Below are 18,997 nucleotides of genomic sequence, written 5' to 3'. Positions count from 1 at the left end.
CAACAATAATGAAAAAGAATTTAAAATATATAGCATTTGCAGCACTTGCTGTTTTTTCTTCATGCACAAAAGAACTAGATATTGTACCAGAAGGATCTCCTTCAGCGCAGAATTTCTGGAAAACAAAAGAAGATGCACTGAAAGCTGAAGGCGGCATGTATGAAAACTATAATGCAGAAGATTTTTACGGTCGAGGAATGTTCTGGTTTATCAATGCCAGCGATGATATGGTTACCGGACGTAATAAACCAGAGGCTGATAACATTAAAAACTTTAATCGTACCTATGTTGGCGGAGGTTATACCGAAACCCAGTGGAGTATGCGTTATGCCATTATTAAACGCGCCAACGATATCATTACCAATGTGCCTGGCATTACAATGGATGAAAGCCTAAAAAAACAGATCATTGGCGATGCCTATTTTAATGCTGGTTTGGTTTATTTTCAGCTGGCTGCAAACTATGGAAATGATAAAGCAGGGGTGCCAATCGTTACGCCAGATACCGACGCTGCCAAACCAATTGCCCGTGCAAAAAACGTAAATGAAAATTACGACTACATCATCTCGCTTTTATTAAAAGCAGCAGATAACCTTCCTTTATTTTCAGCAATGAAAGCAGCCGATTATGGCAAAGCACATAAAACCGCAGCCTGGGCTTACCTTGCTAAAGTGTATCTGTACAAAAAAGATTATACCAATGCAGCAAAATATGCCGATATGGTAATTACTTCAGGTCAGCATGATTTAGTAAAAACTAATTTTGCAGATGTATTTAAAGCCTCAAACAATTGGTCTAAAGAATATATCTGGTCGGTGGTTTGTACGCCAAGTGGTGGCGGTACAGGCTGGGGAAGCAAGCTTCCGGGTGTTATGCTAACCAACAAAGCCTGGGGAATTTACAATGGCTGGGGTTATTATCTGCCAACCAAAGAGCTTTACGATTCATACGAAGCGGGCGATCAACGCCGTGAAGCCACCATTTTAAAACCTGGCGATAAATTTATGTTTTTCGGTGCCGAACGCAGTTTTACCAAAGATGCAGGAGCAACATCAAACTACCAGTTTAAAAAGTACATGGAGCCGTTTTCTTATGCCAACCCAGTTCCAACACACGTTAATCCGAATGGCGATAACGGAACAACAGATTTAAATGTACCCCTAATGCGTTATGCAGAGGTCTTATTAATTAAAGCAGAAGCCGCAATTAACCTTAGTGGCGCTGGAGCAGGCGATGCTGAACTGAACAAAATCAGGCTGCGTGCAGGTTTAAGTGCTAAAACAGGAATGACAATCGAAGATCTTAAACGCGAACGCCGTAACGAACTGGCAGGCGAATGGGCAGATCGTCACCGCGATTTAGTAAGGTGGGGCGATGCGCAATCCACTTATGCTAAACCATTACACGATTTTGATGGAACTGTAATCTGGCCGGCCCGAACCTTTAATCCACAGGTTCATGATGTTTGGGCAGTACCACAAAGAGAAATTGACAACAGTGCTGGCGTAATTAAACAGAACCCGGGATGGTAAATAAATTATGGATAAACCTTGCAGCCCTGGCAATACTATTGGGGCTGCAGGGCGCATCTGCACAGCTTAAACTTGATGCAAACCGTGGACATAGCCACAATGATTACAAACAAGATATCCCCCTTTTAACAGCATATTATGCCGGAATGGGCTCTATCGAAGCAGATGTATTTTTAAAAGATGGAGCACTCTATGTAGCGCATGAAGTTTCGGAAATTAAGCCTGATTTTACACTGAAAAAAATCTATCTCGATCCGCTGGCGCAACGCTTTAAAGCAAATGGGAATCATCCTTATGCAAATGCAGCCTCGAAACTGCAACTTGTTATTGATGTGAAGGAAGATTATAAACATGTTTTGCCTGTATTGCTGAAAGAATTAGATGATTATGCCGCGGTATTTGATGTGAAAAGCAATGCTGATGCCATAAAGATTGTAATTAGCGGTGATATGCCCCTTCCGGCAGATTTTAAAAACTATGATGAGAAATTATCATTCGATGGAAGGCCGACAACCATTTATACCGAGGCACAACTGGCCAGGGTAGCAATGATCAGTGATGACCTTAAAAACCATACCACATGGAATGGCAAAGGCAACCCCACCAAAACCGACGAGGCCAGGATGAAAGCAGCTATAATGCAGGCACACCGCAAAGGAAAGCCTTTCAGGTTTTGGGCCACTCAGGATAGTCCAAATACCTGGATTGTGCTCGAAAGGTTTGGTGCAGACTGGATTAATACCGATAACCCAAATAAACTGAAAGATTTTTATCTTCATCAGGATAAGTTAAGCTATACCAATCAAACTCCTTACAAACCCTATACGCCAACCTACAAAACCGACGGAGCAGATAAGCCAGCCAAAAACATCATTTTATTAATCGGAGATGGAATGGGCCTTGCAGCCATACACGCAGGGTTAATTGCCAACCATGGTGATTTAAATATGGCAAAGTTCCATGCAATCGGGTTTTCAGAAACTGCTGCGGCCGATGCCGGCAACACCGATTCGGCTGCGGGTGGTACCGCAATGGCTACAGGTGTTAAAACCAATAACCGCTACATCGGAATGGGGCCTGATGATCAGAAAAAGACGAATTTAGTAGATACTTTGGCCGGTTTTGGAATAAAATGTGGCATCATTAGCTCAGGCGATCTTACAGATGCCACGCCAGCGGCTTTTTATGCGCATCAGCTCGATCGTGCTTTTAATGGTGCTATTGCAAACGACCTCTTAACCAGCAAAGCCGACGTTTTGGTCGGTTCCAACCGTAAAGCTTTTGAGCAGAATAAAAATGCTCAGCTTTTGCCGCAGCTTAAAACAAAGGGTTATCAGTTGTCAGATAATCTGACTGATTTTAAAAAGCAAAACCAGGGTAAACAGTTGGTATTGCTTGCTGATTCTGCTACCCGACCGGTGATTAAAGGCAGAGGAGATATGCTGAAACAATCACTTTTGCATACAATTGAAATTTTAGCAAAAAACAAACGCGGTTTCTTCATTATGGCAGAAGGAGCACAAATTGATTACGGAGGGCATGCAAATGATTTACCTTACCTGGTTACAGAACTGCACGATTTTGACCGCACAATTGCCGAAGCACTGCGCTTTGCTGATGAGGATGGTGAAACATTGGTAATTGTTACCGCCGACCATGAAACCGGAGGGTTGACACTTTTGGATGGTTCAGCAGAAAAAGGGATGATCCGCGGCGAATTTAGTACCAATGACCATACGGGTATAATGGTTCCGGTGTTTGCCTACGGACCAGGGTCGCAATATTTTAACGGCGTTTACCCTAATAATACGATTTTTCATAAAATCATAAACGCTTATCATCTGGCCAGGTAATAATTGGTAAGATCAGCCAAGCGGTGCATGTGTATAATGGCATGCACCGCTTTTTTTTAGCTTAATGTTAAGGCAACATTGCAATGCTAATTTTGAAGCAATAAAAAAATATAATGGAAAGAAGATCTGCACTCAAAAATATTGGTGGGCTATTTTTGTTGCCTACGCTGCCCGCAATTTCCTCAGCAGCTTATAAAAAGCCCGTGCTTAGGGTAGCGCATATTACGGATGTACACCTGAAAAACCAATTTAATGCACCTGCAAAATTTATTAAATGCCTGCACCACCTGCAAAATCAATCGCCAAGAGTAGATTTGGTATTAAATGGAGGTGATATCGTTTTTGATATGAATAAAGAAAATATCGCTACCATAAACGATCAATGGAAACTGGTAGGCGACACGATGAAAAACGAATGTAGCTTGCCTGTACGCTACTGTTTGGGCAACCACGATATCTGGTGGAATGAAAACACAAAAGGTGATGCTTTTTACGGAAAAAAATATGCCATGGATAAGTTGCAGCTGGCCAAGCCTTATTATAGTATGGTGCAAAATGGCTGGAAAATTATTGTGCTAGACAGTACTCATCTTGATATCGACAATACCTGGTACATTGGTAAGCTGGGCGAAGAACAATTGCTGTGGTTAAAAAATGAACTTGATACAACGAGTGCAGGTATGCCAGTAATGGTGATGTCGCATATCCCTATACTTACTGCGCTCCTGATGATAGAAGACAATATTGTAAATAAATGGACCATGTTGGGTGGCGACATGCACACCGATACCGCTAAAATCATCAACCTGTTTTATCAGCATCCAAATGTAAAGTTATGTTTAAGCGGGCATTTGCACATGCGCGATAAAGTGGTTTACAACAATGTAACCTATCTCTGCAACGGTGCAGTATCTGGTGCCTGGTGGGAAGGTAACCGGAGAGAAACCGCACCAGGTTATGGATTGATAGATTTATACGATGATGGCAGTTTTGAAGAACATTATGTGAATTACTGACGGCTTTTTTGGTTTTTTGCCACGGAAATACAGATTAATTTTTCTTGCCAATGTAACAAGCATACACATCAATTCTTGTTATTCACTTAACATTGCCTTCATATTTACATCCTTGCTTTGTTTAAAAATTATTCCATTTAAATGAAAAGAGATTTACTTGCCCTAATTACTGCGGCATCTATCGGTATGGTATCTTGTAAAAAGAACCACGAAGAAACCCCAACAGCACTCACTTATCCCAATGTAGCAGAAGTTGCCGATCCTCCGGTACTTTTCACTACCGCTGCTGGCGTAAAGGTGTACAATGGTGGCTTTGGTTCGGCGGTAGCTGCTGATCCCAATTCGCCTGATGTTTTTTATATGTTAACCGATAGGGGTTCGAATGTTGCCGGGCAGATTGCAAACTCAATCATCATCGGCAAGCCGGATTTTGATCCTCAGATCGGAAAATTCAGATTGAAAGACGGTAAACTAATTCTTGAAGAAACCATATACCTGAAAAATGCCAGTGGCGATAAACTAAACGGACTTCCGAATCCCGCCGGAATGGGTGCTTCGGGAGAAACGGCCTACGACTTAAACGGACAGGTAATTGCACCAAGTGCCGATGGTATCGATTCTGAAGGTTTGGTAAGGGCTGCTGACGGGTCATTTTGGATCAGTGATGAGTATGGTCCTCATATTGCACATTTTGATGCTACCGGCAAAACCATAGAACGTATTAATCCCTTCGGAACTGGTACAGGTGGACGAAGAATTCCGGCAGTATTTGCCAATAGAAGAGCAAACCGTGGTATGGAAGGCCTTGCCATTACTCCTGATGGGAAAACATTAGTGGGTATGATGCAGTCGCCAATGTACAATCCTTCAAAAAATGCTGTTGCCAATTCAGTTGTATTAAGGATTCTGACTTTCGATATTGCAAGCGGAGCAACTAAACAATATGCTTACCTAATGGATAATGTTTCTTTAACAGGTGTAAGCGATATTGTGGCCGTTAACAGTACAACTTTTTTAACTATCGAGCGTGATGGGTTGTATGGTGGTGCGGCTTCCAATCCGGCAGCATTTAAAAAGGTTTTTAAAATTGACATTAGTGGAGCTACCGATATTTCTGATGCTGCGAATGGTGCTACAGGTAAACTATATGGAGGCAAAACGGTAGAAGAGTTAAATAATGCTGCCGGTTTAAGTGGCGCAGGCATAACTCCTGTTAGTAAAACTGTTGTTTTAGACCTTTTAAAAGACCTGCCTTCAGTTTATCCCCACGATAAAGCAGAAGGACTGGCTTTATTACCGGGCAATATCCTTGTAATTTCTAACGATGATGATTTTGGTGTGGTAGATAATGGCGCTAGTGGTTTTGCACAGAAAATTCTGCCATTAACCAATTCAGTTGATCGGAACAGATTGTATTTTGTGAAAGTTAAGCTTTAGGATATTTGGAGTGATTCATCATTTCCCAACCCGATAGCTATCGGGTTGGGAATTTTAAAGCATTTTGCATTAATATTCGCGCCTGCGCCGGAATGGCGACAATACCAAACCTACCTGATTTAATTCTTACCAACCCTGTTCTCTTCATCGGCTGTTCCGGTTCTTCTGTTGCGGGCAGTTTTTATTTTCATGTTACCAAATTTATAGGTAAAACTCAGGCTTACCTTGCGGCTTTCCCACTCGTTCTGCCAAAAAGTATTGATATTGTTGTACGCCAGGTTTGCCCTGAACTTGCTCGTGTTAAAAACATCATTCACCTTAAATGAAACCGTTGCATTCTTTTTCCAAAAGGTTTTTTTAGCACCTAAATTAATCTGATAACTTTCTAAACTGTGGAACAATCCGGATACCGAAGGCGATTCGTAAAAACCAAAAACCGAAATACTATAGTTTTTGGGTAGGGTAATGGTGTTATCGGTACTAAAACCCCAGCTCCATGACGATGCATTGTATCCTGCCCCCTGTACCGGCGAAGAAGTACTGTTGTAAGCGGCAGAAACCTCTGTATTGTTGTTCCACCATTTTGTTACATCAAATGGGCTTCCTGTGGCTACATAAAAACTTACCGTACGGTTAAGGTTTTCTGGTCTGGAGATACTTTCTTTAGTGGTATTGTTCTGGTAAATCACCTCCGAAATGGATTCGCTGCCAACCGAATAACTTAATGTAAGTACCCTGAAATTTTTTAATGAATAATTAAATTCAAGGCTGTTTGCATAAGAGGGTTGTAGCAGTGGGTTACCCTGTAATGCGGTATAAGGATCGGTATAAAAGGTAAAAGGATTTAAACTGCTGTATGAAGGGCGGTTAATGCTTTTGCGGTAGGCTCCGGTAACCAGGTTGTTCGAATCGATTTTGTATGAAACAAAAAGTGTTGGAAAAAGCTTCCAGTATTTTCGTTCTATTGTGGTATTGGTGCCTGATGAGCTGCCATCGCCCAAGGTTTGCTCAGCACGCAAGCCGGCTTTGATCTGTACGTTTTTAAAACTCTGATCAAGCGAAAGGTAACCCGCATTTATGTTTTCATTATACAAAAACAAATTGGTACGGCGGGGATCGTTAATCCAGCCAGCGGTTTTTAACGAATCAAAACGCACATCGCTCTGCGATTTTACCCAGCTGCTTTTCCAACCCGTTTCCATTTTTAATGTTTTGTTAAAGTTTAAGCTGTAATCTGCCTTAACCGAATAGATGGATACCTTGCCCATGCCATTGTTGCGGAGATCAACCGGGTTGCCAATTAACTGATCATTGGCATTGAGGTAATTGTTGGTAAAGGTTTCGTTTTTACTGTTATCGTATTGAACATAATCGGCATCAAAACCCAGTTCGCCACCCAGTGTATCTGTTTTAAAACGGTAATTTAAATTAAATGCATGGTTTTTTTCGGTGTTGCTTTGCGGGTTGAACATTGATGTTCCACCCATTTTTGCCCCGGCTGCATTATAATTTACCGAATTGCTGTTTACTTTGGTTTCTTCAGGCGCAGTGAAACCTTTTACCATAACGCCTAGCGTATGTTTTTCATTGATGAAATAATCGGCACCTGTAGAGTAATTTAAACTGTTTGTTACCGGGTGCCAGAAATTTACCTGGTTGTATTGCTCATCGCCGATGGTACGGTTTAGTGTTAACCTGTTAAATGAGTTATAGTGGCCTGCATTTAAACGTACATAAGTGCTTACTTTGCCAATGTTATAATTAAGGTTGGTGCCTGCGTAAACTTTTTCGTAACGGCCATAACCGCCGCCTAAATTTGCGTTTCCGTTAAAGCCCTGCATTTTATTTCTTTTCAGTTTAATGTTGATAATACCTCCGGTTCCGGCAGCATCAAAAGAAGATGGAGGGTTAGAAATCAGCTCTATTTTGCTTAGCACCGAACCTGGTAAAGATTTTAAGTAGGTGGTTAACTCCATGCCCGACATGTAGCTCAATTTGCCATCAATCATTACGTTAATACCCTTTTTACCTTTAAGCACAATGTTATCATCCTTATCCAGTTTAACACCCGGCGATCTGCTGATTACTTCCAAAGCATTATCGCCAGCAGTATTCATTTGCTCCACATTTACAATAACCCGATCCGCTTTTTGATCGATTACAGGCATTTTGGAACTAATATTTACCTCTTTCAAATTTTCTGAACGATCTGTGAGTACAATTGAAGGCACTTTAACCGCCAAATCTTTTACTTCAAAAACAGCAGATTCATTTTTACCGTAACCCATCATTAACGCTTTTATCAGGTACCGGCCACTTTTAACATGATTAAACTCGTACAAGCCTTGTTGGTTGGTTGCCTGCAAAGCAATTGAAACCGAATCTGGTAAATGGATGAGAGCAACAGAAGCATAATCGAGTGCTTTATTGCTTTTATCGGTAACCGTTCCGCTTACTTTGATGTTTTGAGCGAAGGTAGATTGCAGAGTGAAAATAAGGGATAGAAAAAGAGCAGTTTTAAATAAAATATTCATCATCGTGTTTGTTTTATAATTGACGTTTCAAAGATGAAGAGGTTGCATCAGCCCGAAAATTATATAATCCCAACCCCTTAAAATATTATCCCAATGCTTTTTTCACTGCTAAACGGTGTTGATCCTTAAAATGTAGAGGTTGGGATAATTATTTACAGGTTTGGAATAAGAAAATAGGCAGTTAAAAAAGCTTTGCATAGTTTTAGAACATGAAAACAATAAAAATCATTTCTATCCATATTCTGTGCTGGGTACTTGTATTGGGTTATTTTTATGGAGGATACTTAATTGATGGCATTACTTTTAACAAATCGGCCTTTAGTATCTCTATGAATTTTATACAACTGATAGAGTTCTACATCTGCTACCTATGGGTATATCCAAGGTTTTTAAAGAAAAATAAAGTTCCCCAGTTAATCGGAGGCATTATACTTACCATCGGGGTTTTTATTGCCTTAAGGTACTTAATAGAAGAAGTGCTTTATTTAAAATGGTTTGGTTTTCATAATTACGACGACCGCACAACTGCCTGGGCCTACATTTCTGATAATATTTATTGGAGTTTAGGTTTCATTGTAACCCCCGCCGCCGCTTATGGAATTGAACAGAGTTTTAAATCAGAGCAGGTTAACCGAAAACTTAAAGAAGAAGTGGTTAAAGCAGAACTGTCGTTTCTTAAATCGCAGATCAATCCTCATTTTCTGTATAATACCTTAAACTATGTGTATTCATTGGCTATTCCCGTTTCGGATAAACTGGCCAATGCAGTATTGCGTTTGTCTGATTTGATGCGCTACACCCTGAACGATAGTCCGGATGGGAAGGTAAGTTTAGATAAAGAGGTTGAATATCTGGAAAGTTACGTGGCCCTTTTCAGAATGCGTTTCGAACCAAAATTTTATGTCGATTTTATTACCGAAGGCATTACCGATCAAAAAATTGCATCTCTGATATTAATTCCATTTGTAGAAAATGCCTTTAAGCATGGCGTGGTAAATGATGAAACCCAGCCAGTGCGCATTAAATTAAAGGTGCAAAACAAACGTTTAAGTTTTGAGGTAAGCAATAAGATCAGCCATGCACAAAAAGACCATTCAAGTGGGGTAGGGATGGTGAATATTCACCGGAGATTGGATCTGATTTATCCTGATAAACATGAGTTACTGATTTCTAACAATAGCAATACTTATAAAAGCACTTTGATTTTAAATCTGTAAATGATAATTTGTATCGTTATATAAGTTTAATTACTGCTAATCGCCAAACCATAACTCCCTAATATGATCCGTTGCCTTGCTGTTGATGATGAAGCTTACGCTTCAGATATTATTGCTGCTTTTATCAATAAAACACCATTTTTAGAATTGGTTGGAACCACTACCAATGCTTTTGAAGCACTTAACCTGGTTCAGGAAGGAAAAGTAGATCTTGTTTTTTAGATATCCAGATGCCTGAATTGACGGGGATTCAGTTCCTGAAAATCTGCGGAGGCAAGTGTAAGGTAATCTTAACCACAGCTTATCCCGAATATGCATTGGAAGGTTTTGATCTGGACGTGGTGGATTACCTGCTTAAACCAATATCTTACGAACGTTTTTACAAGGCAGCCACCAAGGCGCAGCAAATTTTAGCACCTGTGGTACCTGTACAGCAGGAAACGATTGTTCAGCAAGTTGCACAAGGAAATGATTTTATTTTCATCAAAGGCGATACCAAGAATAAATTTATCAAGGTAGATTACGAAGACATCCTGTACATTGAAGGACTGAAAAACTATGTTTCGGTTTATACCGCCAGCCAAAGAATTATCACTTACCAGGCACTGCGCGAGCTCGAAACCGAACTGCCTCAGCCACCATTTTACCGCATTCATAAATCGTACATCATCTCTATTGAAAAAATCAAAATGATTGATGGTAATACCGTTTACATTAACGACCAGGCGATTCCAATTGGCGAAACCTATAAAGAAGAGTTTTTCAAAGTAGTAAGGGAAGGCAAGAAAAACGGCTAATTAATCGATTGGTTAATTGTTATGTTGTTAAACATGCGCGTTCTTAATCTTCTTAACTCCTTAATGGTAAAAAATTAATTCCGTCCAATCCGTGTTTCCTTGGCACACATCAGCACAAAAATCCTTAAATAAATCCGATAGCTATCCGATTAAAATAACCCCACCCACCACCATTGTGCATAAATTCTCCCCATTATATCTCCCGTTTTTTTTAAGTTTGCTGCATAAAGATTAAATCAGTTATTACCATGCAAGAAACCAATTCGCTTAACCAGGTTGCAGAATTTCACACTACCTTTAAACATCCCATTTTAGATAACCCGGTTATTCCTTCAAAGCAGCGGGCCAATCTCCGCATTTCACTCTTAGCTGAAGAGTTGAAAGAACTACAGGAAGCGGTAGAAAATAATGACTTGGTAGAGGTTGCTGACGCGCTTTGCGATTTGCAATATGTGCTTGCCGGTGCCATCCACGAATTTGGTTTAGGTGGAAAGTTTAAGACTTTGTTTGATGAAGTTCACCGCTCAAACATGAGCAAAGCCTGCAAAACGATAGAAGAAGCAGAACAAACGATCCAGTTTTATTTAGATAAAGATCAAACAGAATCTTATTACAAAGAAATAGACGGACTGTTCCTCGTATTCAGGAAATCGGACGACAAAACCTTAAAATCGATCAACTATTCTCCTGCAGATTTAAAATCTCACTTGGTTTAACGATAAAATAAGTTCGAATTGAAAAGGCTGAAACAGATTGTAAACGAGCTTAGGTTAACACAGGCAGATCCTGATTTAGCTTTAATGCGTGAATTCATTTTTTACTCCCCTAAAATGCCTTTACGCTTGCACCAGGAACAGCTTATTGCCGAATCAAAACAGTTCAGTTTGAGTGTTTTTGATACTTATTTTACCAATGCCGAAGTAACCGTTAACTGTTTTAGCTGGGGTAGTGGCAAACGCAAAGTGCTGCTTACCCATGGTTGGGCATCAAAAGCTTTAGATTTTTATGAATTGATTGTAGCACTTCAAAAAAATGAAGAGCTGGAGATCATAGCCTTTGATGCACCCGGAAATGGAAGTTCAGTTTCAGAATTTTCCAACCTGATGCTTTATGCCGATTCAGTAAAAGCAATTGCCTTAAATTATGTACAGCCCAATGTATTAATCGGGCATTCATTAGGCGGCATGGCCAATGTAATTGCTTTACAGGAGCTGGGTTTAACACCTGATTTGCTGATCAGCATTGCGCCATTAATCAGACTTAAAGAAAACTTCGAACAAAGTTTAGATACTGTAAGCATCGGAACTGCACATCAGGAAATATTTTTTAGCAATTTTGCCAAAGAGTTCCCGGTTAAAGCCAGCCATTTTAATCTTACCAACCTTTATCAGTTAAGCCCTGATTTAGATCATTTTCTAGCTTACGATCCTGCTGACCACATTTCGCCCTATACTTACCTTAAAGAATTCCTGGATAAATACCCTGCCATCAGCACAAAATCATTTGAAGAGGTTGGACATTATAAAATCCTCAAATCTGTAGAGGTAATCGAAGATATTGTTTGCAAAGTAGAAGCCTTGAACTAATTAATCAATTTTTATATAATTTGCCGCTGCCCACGGCAGGAAGGTTTCAAAGTAACTATGATCTATCGCTGCCCACGGCAGGAAGGTTTCAAAGTAACTATGATCTATCGCTGCCCACGGCAGGAAGGTTTCAAAGTAACTATGATCTATCGCTGCCCACGGCAGGAAGGTTTCAAAGTAATTTTATGAAAAACCGTTATTTCGAACTGAAGGCTTAGGAATGTGCCAAGTGTGAAGCAATCATTAAAGCTCCTAATAAGTTTCCCATCCAACCTTACATAAAATTCTGCGTAAATCTTCTTCAATATGCGGGAAAACAATTCCCCGATAGTACCAAAAGGCCACTCTTAATTTTACACTTTTTCTTCCTACCTCCGTTTCCCGTCTCCAAACTTCAAATTACCTTTCATCCATAACAGTGCATAACAGTTAAAATTACTGTAAATTCTATTTTAGACCAACCAAATATATTAATCACGCATGCAAGCAATTCTAGGTGTAATTTTTCATTTCTTCGGTGGTTTCGCCTCTGGAAGTTTTTATATTCCATACAAAAAAGTTAAAGGCTGGGCCTGGGAAAGTTATTGGATTGTTGGAGGAATCTTCTCCTGGTTAATCGTTCCGCCATTAGCAGCTTATTTAACCGTTCCTAATTTTGGTGCAATTATCACTGCAACACATGGCAATATTTTATGGTTAACGTATTTCTTTGGTATTCTTTGGGGCATTGGCGGTTTAACCTATGGTTTAGGCGTTCGTTATCTGGGTGTATCATTAGGGAGCAGTATTATTTTAGGGCTTTGCATGGTGCTGGGTTCAATTCTGCCATCCATATATTTTGATTTTTTTCCTCAGGCCGGTAAAGATACATTTACCATGTTTCTGCATACCGATTGGGGCCGTATGGTATTGCTTGGTTTATTGGTTTGTATTTTCGGTATTGTAATCTGCGGTAAGGCAGGTATGATGAAAGAAAAGGAAACAAAATCTGGTGTTACCGATCCGCACGGACTGGAGGTGAAAACAGAATACAAGTTCGGTTTGGGTTTATTTGTAGGTATTGTTTCAGGTGTTTTAAGTGCTTGTTTCAATTTCGGTATCGAAGCTGGTAAGCCTATGGCCGATGCTGCAAACGCCATCTGGAAAGCTGCAAACCCTGCTGAAGCGGGCAACTTTCTATTCTCAAATAACGTAACCTACATCATTGTACTTTGGGGCGGTTTAACCACAAACTTTATCTGGTGTATGGTTTTAAATGCCCGCAACAAAACATTTGGCGATTATACCAATGCAAAAACACCACTGTTAAAAAACTATATATTTTCTGCACTGGCCGGTACAACCTGGTTTTTACAGTTCTTTTTCTATGGCATGGGCGAAAGCAAAATGGGTAATGGTGCCAGTTCGTGGATATTGCACATGGCTTTTATCATCTTAATTGCCAACATCTGGGGGCTAGTGTTAAAAGAATGGAAAGGCGTTTCAAGAAAAACCCTGATGACCGTTTTAGCAGGAATTTTAACCATTATCATTTCAGTACTCATTGTAGGTTATGGTAATTCAATTAAAGGATAATAATAAAATTTAAATATAAAATTAGAATGTCAATCGATACGAAAAGTTATAAGCATGTAAGCTATCTGTGGGATGAAGAGGAAGCCGCAAAACTTGCGGGAGATGAAGTTGCCCTCTTAATTTATCGCTCTAATTTATTGGGAGCAGATTTACGCTTAACCAATTACGGAGGTGGCAATACCTCATGCAAATTATCGGAAAAAGATCCGCTTACAGGTTTGGAAACCGAAGTAATGTGGGTAAAAGGATCAGGTGGCGATTTGGGTACACTAAAGAAAAGTGGCCTTGCAGCATTATATGTTGACCGTTTACGTAGCCTTAAAAATATTTACCGTGGCGTAGCTTATGAAGATGAAATGGTTGAATTGTTTAACCACTGTATTTTCGATTTAAGCTCCAAAGCACCATCAATTGATACACCTTTGCATGGTTTTTTGCCATTTGCACATATTGATCACTTGCATCCGGATGCTGCCATTGCAATTGCGGCTGCTAAAGATGGTAAAAAGATTACTGAAGAACTATTCGGAGGAACAATTGGTTGGGTAGAATGGAAAAAACCAGGTTTTGAACTGGGCTTGCAATTAAAACAATGTTTAGATGAAAATCCGGGCATCCGTGGCATCATGTTAGGTTCACATGGTTTGTTTACCTGGGGCGATACCGCTTACGAAAGTTACCTCAATACCTTAGAAGTAATCGAAATCTGTTCTGAATACCTTGAGCAGAATTATGGTAAAAAAGGTCCTGTTTTTGGCGGACAGAGAATTGAAAGTGCAGCTGCAGACCAACGTAAAAAACAAGCAGCAGCTTTAGCGCCTGTTTTACGTGGTTTATGTTCATCTAAACAGCATATGATTGGTCATTTTACCGATGATAGCCGTGTTTTGGAGTTCATCAATTCTAATGATCTTGATCGTCTTGCACCGATGGGTACCAGCTGTCCCGATCACTTTTTAAGAACCAAAATCAGTCCGCTGGTTTTAACATTGGAAAGTAATGCCGATTTATCAGATGTTAAAGCGTTAAAAGAAACACTAACACCTGCTTTCGAAGCATACCGAGCAATGTATACTGCTTATTACGAAGCCTGTAAACATCCAAACAGCCCTGCTATCCGGGATACCAATCCAGTAGTAATTTTATATCCCGGTATCGGAATGTTTACTTTTTCTAAAGATAAACAAACGGCAAGAGTGGCTGCAGAATTTTATATCAATGCCATTAACGTAATGAAAGGTGCTGAAGCCGTTTCTCAATATACTTCATTGCCACACCAGGAAGCATTTAATATTGAATATTGGTTGTTGGAAGAAGCAAAATTACAACGCATGCCTAAGCCAAAACCTTTAACAGGAAAAATTGCCCTGATAACTGGCAGTGCAGGCGGCATAGGCAAAGCAATTGCCAAGAAGTTTGTGGCTGAAGGTGGAGTGGTGATTTTGAATGATATGAATGCTGAGCGTTTAGAAGAAGCAGGTAACGAATTTGCAGGCCTTTATGGTAAGGATTCTTACAGTACAGCCGTTTTAAATGTAACCAGCGAAACTGATATTAAAGCTGCTTTTGATTCTGCCGCTCTCGCTTTTGGCGGGGTAGATATTATTGTAAACAACGCAGGATTATCAATTTCTAAAACCATTGCCGATCATACAGAGAAAGATTGGGATTTGTTATATGATGTTTTGGTAAAAGGCCAGTTTTTTATTACCCAAGCTGCAACAAATACGATGCAAAAGCAAAATATTGGTGGCGATATCATTAATATTGTAAGCAAGAATGCCTTGGTAAGCGGGCCAAACAATGCCGGTTATGGAAGTGCAAAAGCAGCACAATTGCACTTAAGCAGATTAAACGCTGCCGAACTCGGAGCCGATAATATCCGCGTAAATGTGGTTAACCCTGATGCAGTAATCAGCGATAGCAATATCTGGGCAGGGGGCTGGGCAGAAGGCCGTGCGAAAGCTTACGGAATTACCGTAGCAGAGTTACCGGCTTATTATGCAAAACGTACATTGTTAAATCAGATTATCTTACCAGATGATATTGCTAATGCTTGCTTCGCTTTTGTAGGTGGCTTGCTGCATAAATCAACCGGAAATGTTCTAAATGTTGATGGCGGGGTAGCCATGGCATTTGTGAGGTAATGGTGGTTAAAAAGAAATAAGTAAATGGTCTGTGGGGACACAGACCATGGATAATAATAGTGAAATAAAATCCTCGGTCTTTGTCCTCGTAGACTAAAAAAGATGTACGTAAATGGTCTGTGAGGACACAGACCATGGACAACAGACCATGGATAATTAGAATAAAATAATTCCTCGGTCTGTGTCCTCACAGACCGAAAAAAAAGTAAGCAAATGGTCTGTGGAGACACAGATCATGGATAACAGACCATGGATAATAATAATGAAATAAAATCTTCGGTCTTTGTCCTCACAGACTGAAAAAGAAGTAAGTAAATGATCTGTTGAGACACAGACCATGGATAACAGACCATGGATAATAATAATGAAAAAAAACCTCGGTCTGTGTCCTCACAGACCGAAAAACAAAATAAAATAGTGTTCTACGAAGACATAGCCCACGATGTAATAGTTTTAAAATCAGTTTTAGTAAGTTGTTTAACCGGTCTGTGTTCAATCACAGACCGAAAATGACTTTAAATTTTTATAATCGTCCTCGTTTATAACGAGGATGAATGAGAAAGGCGATTGTATCGCCACAATAATTAACCTAATAAAAACCAAATATTCTTATGAATATCGAGCAGAACCAAATAGAAAAACATAACGACTCCCTTTTAACCCCTCATCAGCGTAAGCTTTCTTTTTTGAAAGAAGATTGGGCACATGTTGATGTCGAAAGCGTAATCCAGAAACTGGTCGATTTTCAAATTGCAATTCCAAGCTGGGCATTAGGCACAGGCGGAACACGTTTTGGCCGTTTTGCCATTACCGGTGGGGAACCGCGTACAATTGAAGAAAAAATTGAAGATGTTGGTTTGTTGCATGCACTGAACGGTGCCAGTGGAGCAATTTCACTTCACATTCCATGGGATATCCCTCAAAATGCAGAAGCTTTAAAAACTTTGGCTGCTGGCTACGGTTTAAAATTCGATGCCATGAACTCCAACACTTTTCAGGATCAGAAAGGTGCTGCACACAGCTATAAATTTGGTTCATTGCAAAATGTTAATAAAGATATCCGCAAGCAAGCAATTGAGCACAATATAGAAGTAATTAAACATGGTATTGCACTGGGATCTGATGCTTTAACCGTTTGGCTTGCCGATGGTTCTTGTTTCCCCGGACAACTAAATTTCCGTAAAGCTTTCGAAAACACTTTAGAAAGTTTACACGAAATCTATTCCGCCCTGCCAGAAGATTGGAAGATATTTGTGGAGTATAAAGCTTTCGAACCTAACTTTTATTCTACTACGGTTGGAGATTGGGGACAGTCTTTACTGTATGCGAGTAAATTGGGTAAAAAAGCCTATACATTGGTAGATTTGGGTCACCATTTGCCTAATGCAAACATTGAGCAGATTGTTGCGTTACTTTTAATGGAAGGAAAACTGGGTGGTTTCCACTTTAACGATTCCAAGTATGGCGATGATGATTTAACCGCAGGAAGCATTAAGCCTTACCAGTTATTTTTGATATTTAATGAACTGGTAGAAGGTATGGATGCTAAAGGAATGAACCATGCAAAAGATCTGGGTTGGATGATCGATGCTTCGCACAATGTAAAAGATCCTTTAGAAGATTTATTGCAATCGGTAGAGGCCATTATGATTGCCTATGCACAAGCTTTACTGGTAGATAGAAAAGCATTAAACGAAGCGCAGAACAACAATGATGTAGCCAAAGCCCAAGAAATTTTACAACATACTTTCCGTAGCGATTTAAGGGCTTTAGTAGCCGAAGCCAGGTTGAGGGCAGGAGCAGCATTATCACCAATTGCATTATACCGTGATTTAGGTGTTAGAAATCAATTAGTTAATCACCGCGGAAATACCGTTGCCACAGGTTTATAATTAGAGAAATAGAAATGCCTAAACCTGTTGTTGCCATATTTGATGTAGGAAAAACGAATAAAAAACTGTTTCTGATCGACGAAAATTACAGCATCGTTTACGAGCGGTCTGCACGTTTTGTAGAAACAGTTGATGAAGATGGAGAGCCATGCGAAAATCTCGAAAGCCTGCGTTCTTCCGTTTACGATTCCCTGCATCAGGTTTTGCAGTTAAAAGAGTTCGATGTTAAGGCCATAAATTTTTCTACTTATGGTGCCAGTTTTGTTTATTTGGATGAAAATGGAGAACCTTTAACACCACTTTATAATTATTTAAAAGAATACCCCGAAGCACTTAAAAAAGCTTTTTACAACAAGTATGGTGGTGAGGAGAAGATTTCATTGGAAACAGCCTCACCAATTTTGGGCAGCTTAAACTCAGGCATGCAATTGTACCGCCTAAAGCACGAAAAACCCGAAATATTTAAAAAGGTGAAGTGGGCTTTACACCTGCCGCAATATTTAAGTTATTTAATTACGGGTAAGGCCGTGGCCGATATTACCAGCATCGGTTGCCATACGCAGCTTTGGGATTTTAATAAAAGTGAATACCACAATTGGGTTACTACTGAGCAAATTGAGGGTAAGTTTGGTACTTTTACCCCCGCAGATTCGAGTCTTACAACTAATTTCGAAGGCAACAGTATAAAGGTTGGTGTTGGTTTGCACGATAGTTCAGCCGCATTAATCCCTTATCTTGCTAATTTTAATACACCATTTGTACTCATTTCAACCGGTACCTGGTGCATCAGTTTAAACCCTTTTAATCAAGAGCCGTTAACAGCCGATGAGCTTAAGCAAGATTGCCTTTGTTACATGCATTTCAAAGGTAAAGCCGTTAAAGCTTCGCGTATTTTTGCAGGTTACGAACACGAGGTACAGCTTAAACGGATTGCCGAACATTTCGATCGTGCTGCCTATCTGTTTAAACATTTGAAGTTTAACCCTTCAATGATTTTGAAACTGGCCAATAAAATACCCGAAAACCAACAGGAACAGCAAGGTTTTTCGGCAAATTCTACCTTTCCTGAACGAGATTTGAATCTTTTTCAAACCGCAGAAGAAGCCTATCACCAATTGATTTTCGACCTGATCAAACAGCAGATTTATTCATTAAGGCTGATTTTAAATTCAGGTGTGAAAAGAATTTTTGTAGATGGTGGTTTTGGTAAAAATGCGATTTATATGCATTTGCTCGCAACTTCTATTCCTGATATTGAGGTTTATGCCTCTTCAGTATCGCAGGCAACCGCAATAGGCACCGCTTTAGCAATAAATGATGCCTGGAATGAAAACCCTGCACCAACGGATATGATTCAGTTAAAATACTATTCAGCCATACAACGTACGTTAGATTTTTAGGAATTTCCTTA

14 protein-coding genes are annotated in these 18,997 nt (G+C 39.9%); 13 read left to right on the top strand and 1 reads right to left on the bottom strand.

What is annotated here, in order from left to right; genetic code table 11:
* Nucleotides 1-8: 8 nt before the first annotated feature.
* From AC0IWE_RS13125 to AC0IWE_RS13110, 4 genes are all read left to right on the top strand, one after another.
* Nucleotides 9-1,532 (top strand): RagB/SusD family nutrient uptake outer membrane protein, encoded by a 1,524-nt coding sequence (locus AC0IWE_RS13125; protein ID WP_471793387.1) that lies wholly within the window; start codon nucleotides 9-11, stop codon nucleotides 1,530-1,532.
* Complete coding sequence (locus AC0IWE_RS13120; protein WP_471793386.1) at nucleotides 1,526-3,385, top strand: alkaline phosphatase; 1,860 nt, start codon at nucleotides 1,526-1,528, stop codon at nucleotides 3,383-3,385. The genes AC0IWE_RS13125 and AC0IWE_RS13120 overlap by 7 nt, the downstream gene beginning before the upstream one ends.
* 113 nt (nucleotides 3,386-3,498) lie before the next feature.
* Nucleotides 3,499-4,401 (top strand): metallophosphoesterase family protein, encoded by a 903-nt coding sequence (locus tag AC0IWE_RS13115; RefSeq protein WP_471793385.1) that lies wholly within the window; start codon nucleotides 3,499-3,501, stop codon nucleotides 4,399-4,401.
* Nucleotides 4,402-4,542: 141 nt separating this feature from the next.
* Nucleotides 4,543-5,838: an esterase-like activity of phytase family protein gene (locus tag AC0IWE_RS13110; protein WP_055910480.1), complete on the top strand. Its 1,296-nt coding sequence runs from the start codon at nucleotides 4,543-4,545 to the stop codon at nucleotides 5,836-5,838.
* A gap of 119 nt (nucleotides 5,839-5,957) precedes the next feature.
* On the opposite strand, the gene AC0IWE_RS13105 is transcribed toward AC0IWE_RS13110, so the two are convergent.
* On the bottom strand, nucleotides 5,958-8,375 hold the full coding sequence (locus tag AC0IWE_RS13105; RefSeq protein ID WP_471793384.1) for a TonB-dependent receptor domain-containing protein: 2,418 nt from the start codon (nucleotides 8,373-8,375) through the stop codon (nucleotides 5,958-5,960).
* Between the two features lie 206 nt (nucleotides 8,376-8,581).
* Between AC0IWE_RS13105 and AC0IWE_RS13100 the strand changes: the two genes are divergently transcribed.
* The 9 genes from AC0IWE_RS13100 (at nucleotide 8,582) to AC0IWE_RS13060 (ending at nucleotide 18,986) form a co-directional block, all read left to right on the top strand.
* Nucleotides 8,582-9,589, top strand: a complete 1,008-nt coding sequence (locus AC0IWE_RS13100; protein WP_463493079.1) for a sensor histidine kinase — start codon at nucleotides 8,582-8,584, stop codon at nucleotides 9,587-9,589.
* Nucleotides 9,590-9,652: 63 nt separating this feature from the next.
* On the top strand, nucleotides 9,653-9,811 hold the full coding sequence (locus tag AC0IWE_RS13095) for a hypothetical protein (RefSeq protein WP_471793383.1): 159 nt from the start codon (nucleotides 9,653-9,655) through the stop codon (nucleotides 9,809-9,811).
* 8 nt (nucleotides 9,812-9,819) lie between these two features.
* The gene (locus AC0IWE_RS13090) at nucleotides 9,820-10,386 is read left to right on the top strand and encodes a LytR/AlgR family response regulator transcription factor (protein ID WP_471793382.1); all 567 of its coding nucleotides are present in this window, start codon (nucleotides 9,820-9,822) and stop codon (nucleotides 10,384-10,386) included.
* Nucleotides 10,387-10,634: 248 nt separating this feature from the next.
* Complete coding sequence (locus AC0IWE_RS13085) at nucleotides 10,635-11,102, top strand: pyrophosphohydrolase domain-containing protein (protein WP_471793381.1); 468 nt, start codon at nucleotides 10,635-10,637, stop codon at nucleotides 11,100-11,102.
* 18 nt (nucleotides 11,103-11,120) lie between these two features.
* Nucleotides 11,121-11,972 (top strand): alpha/beta fold hydrolase, encoded by an 852-nt coding sequence (locus tag AC0IWE_RS13080; protein ID WP_471793380.1) that lies wholly within the window; start codon nucleotides 11,121-11,123, stop codon nucleotides 11,970-11,972.
* Nucleotides 11,973-12,452: 480 nt separating this feature from the next.
* Entirely contained in the window at nucleotides 12,453-13,547 is a 1,095-nt protein-coding gene (rhaT, locus tag AC0IWE_RS13075) for an L-rhamnose/proton symporter RhaT (RefSeq protein WP_471793379.1), read from the top strand.
* A 26-nt stretch (nucleotides 13,548-13,573) separates the two neighbouring features.
* Nucleotides 13,574-15,694: a bifunctional aldolase/short-chain dehydrogenase gene (locus AC0IWE_RS13070; RefSeq protein WP_471793378.1), complete on the top strand. Its 2,121-nt coding sequence runs from the start codon at nucleotides 13,574-13,576 to the stop codon at nucleotides 15,692-15,694.
* Nucleotides 15,695-16,305: 611 nt separating this feature from the next.
* Nucleotides 16,306-17,586 carry a sugar isomerase gene (locus tag AC0IWE_RS13065; RefSeq protein WP_055910508.1) on the top strand — a complete coding sequence of 427 codons (1,281 nt, stop codon included), beginning with the start codon at nucleotides 16,306-16,308 and terminating at the stop codon, nucleotides 17,584-17,586.
* Nucleotides 17,587-17,600: 14 nt separating this feature from the next.
* The gene (locus AC0IWE_RS13060) at nucleotides 17,601-18,986 is read left to right on the top strand and encodes an FGGY-family carbohydrate kinase (protein WP_471793377.1); all 1,386 of its coding nucleotides are present in this window, start codon (nucleotides 17,601-17,603) and stop codon (nucleotides 18,984-18,986) included.
* Nucleotides 18,987-18,997: the final 11 nt, after the last annotated feature.

The organism is Pedobacter sp. AC402, from assembly GCF_979252805.1.
Note: the sequence above shows the minus strand (reverse complement) of the source record. Positions and strands in the feature narration are given on the sequence as shown.

What these genes read in the sequence shown, in the direction of transcription:
- AC0IWE_RS13125 (WP_471793387.1), top strand. Translation starts at nt 9, where the DNA reads ATGAAAAAGAATTTAAAATATATAGCATTTGCAGCACTTGCTGTTTTT.
- AC0IWE_RS13120 (WP_471793386.1), top strand. Translation starts at nt 1,526, where the DNA reads ATGGTAAATAAATTATGGATAAACCTTGCAGCCCTGGCAATACTATTG.
- AC0IWE_RS13115 (WP_471793385.1), top strand. Translation starts at nt 3,499, where the DNA reads ATGGAAAGAAGATCTGCACTCAAAAATATTGGTGGGCTATTTTTGTTG.
- AC0IWE_RS13110 (WP_055910480.1), top strand. Translation starts at nt 4,543, where the DNA reads ATGAAAAGAGATTTACTTGCCCTAATTACTGCGGCATCTATCGGTATG.
- AC0IWE_RS13105 (WP_471793384.1), bottom strand. Translation starts at nt 8,375, where the DNA reads ATGATGAATATTTTATTTAAAACTGCTCTTTTTCTATCCCTTATTTTC.
- AC0IWE_RS13100 (WP_463493079.1), top strand. Translation starts at nt 8,582, where the DNA reads ATGAAAACAATAAAAATCATTTCTATCCATATTCTGTGCTGGGTACTT.
- AC0IWE_RS13095 (WP_471793383.1), top strand. Translation starts at nt 9,653, where the DNA reads ATGATCCGTTGCCTTGCTGTTGATGATGAAGCTTACGCTTCAGATATT.
- AC0IWE_RS13090 (WP_471793382.1), top strand. Translation starts at nt 9,820, where the DNA reads ATGCCTGAATTGACGGGGATTCAGTTCCTGAAAATCTGCGGAGGCAAG.
- AC0IWE_RS13085 (WP_471793381.1), top strand. Translation starts at nt 10,635, where the DNA reads ATGCAAGAAACCAATTCGCTTAACCAGGTTGCAGAATTTCACACTACC.
- rhaT (WP_471793379.1), top strand. Translation starts at nt 12,453, where the DNA reads ATGCAAGCAATTCTAGGTGTAATTTTTCATTTCTTCGGTGGTTTCGCC.
- AC0IWE_RS13070 (WP_471793378.1), top strand. Translation starts at nt 13,574, where the DNA reads ATGTCAATCGATACGAAAAGTTATAAGCATGTAAGCTATCTGTGGGAT.
- AC0IWE_RS13065 (WP_055910508.1), top strand. Translation starts at nt 16,306, where the DNA reads ATGAATATCGAGCAGAACCAAATAGAAAAACATAACGACTCCCTTTTA.
- AC0IWE_RS13060 (WP_471793377.1), top strand. Translation starts at nt 17,601, where the DNA reads ATGCCTAAACCTGTTGTTGCCATATTTGATGTAGGAAAAACGAATAAA.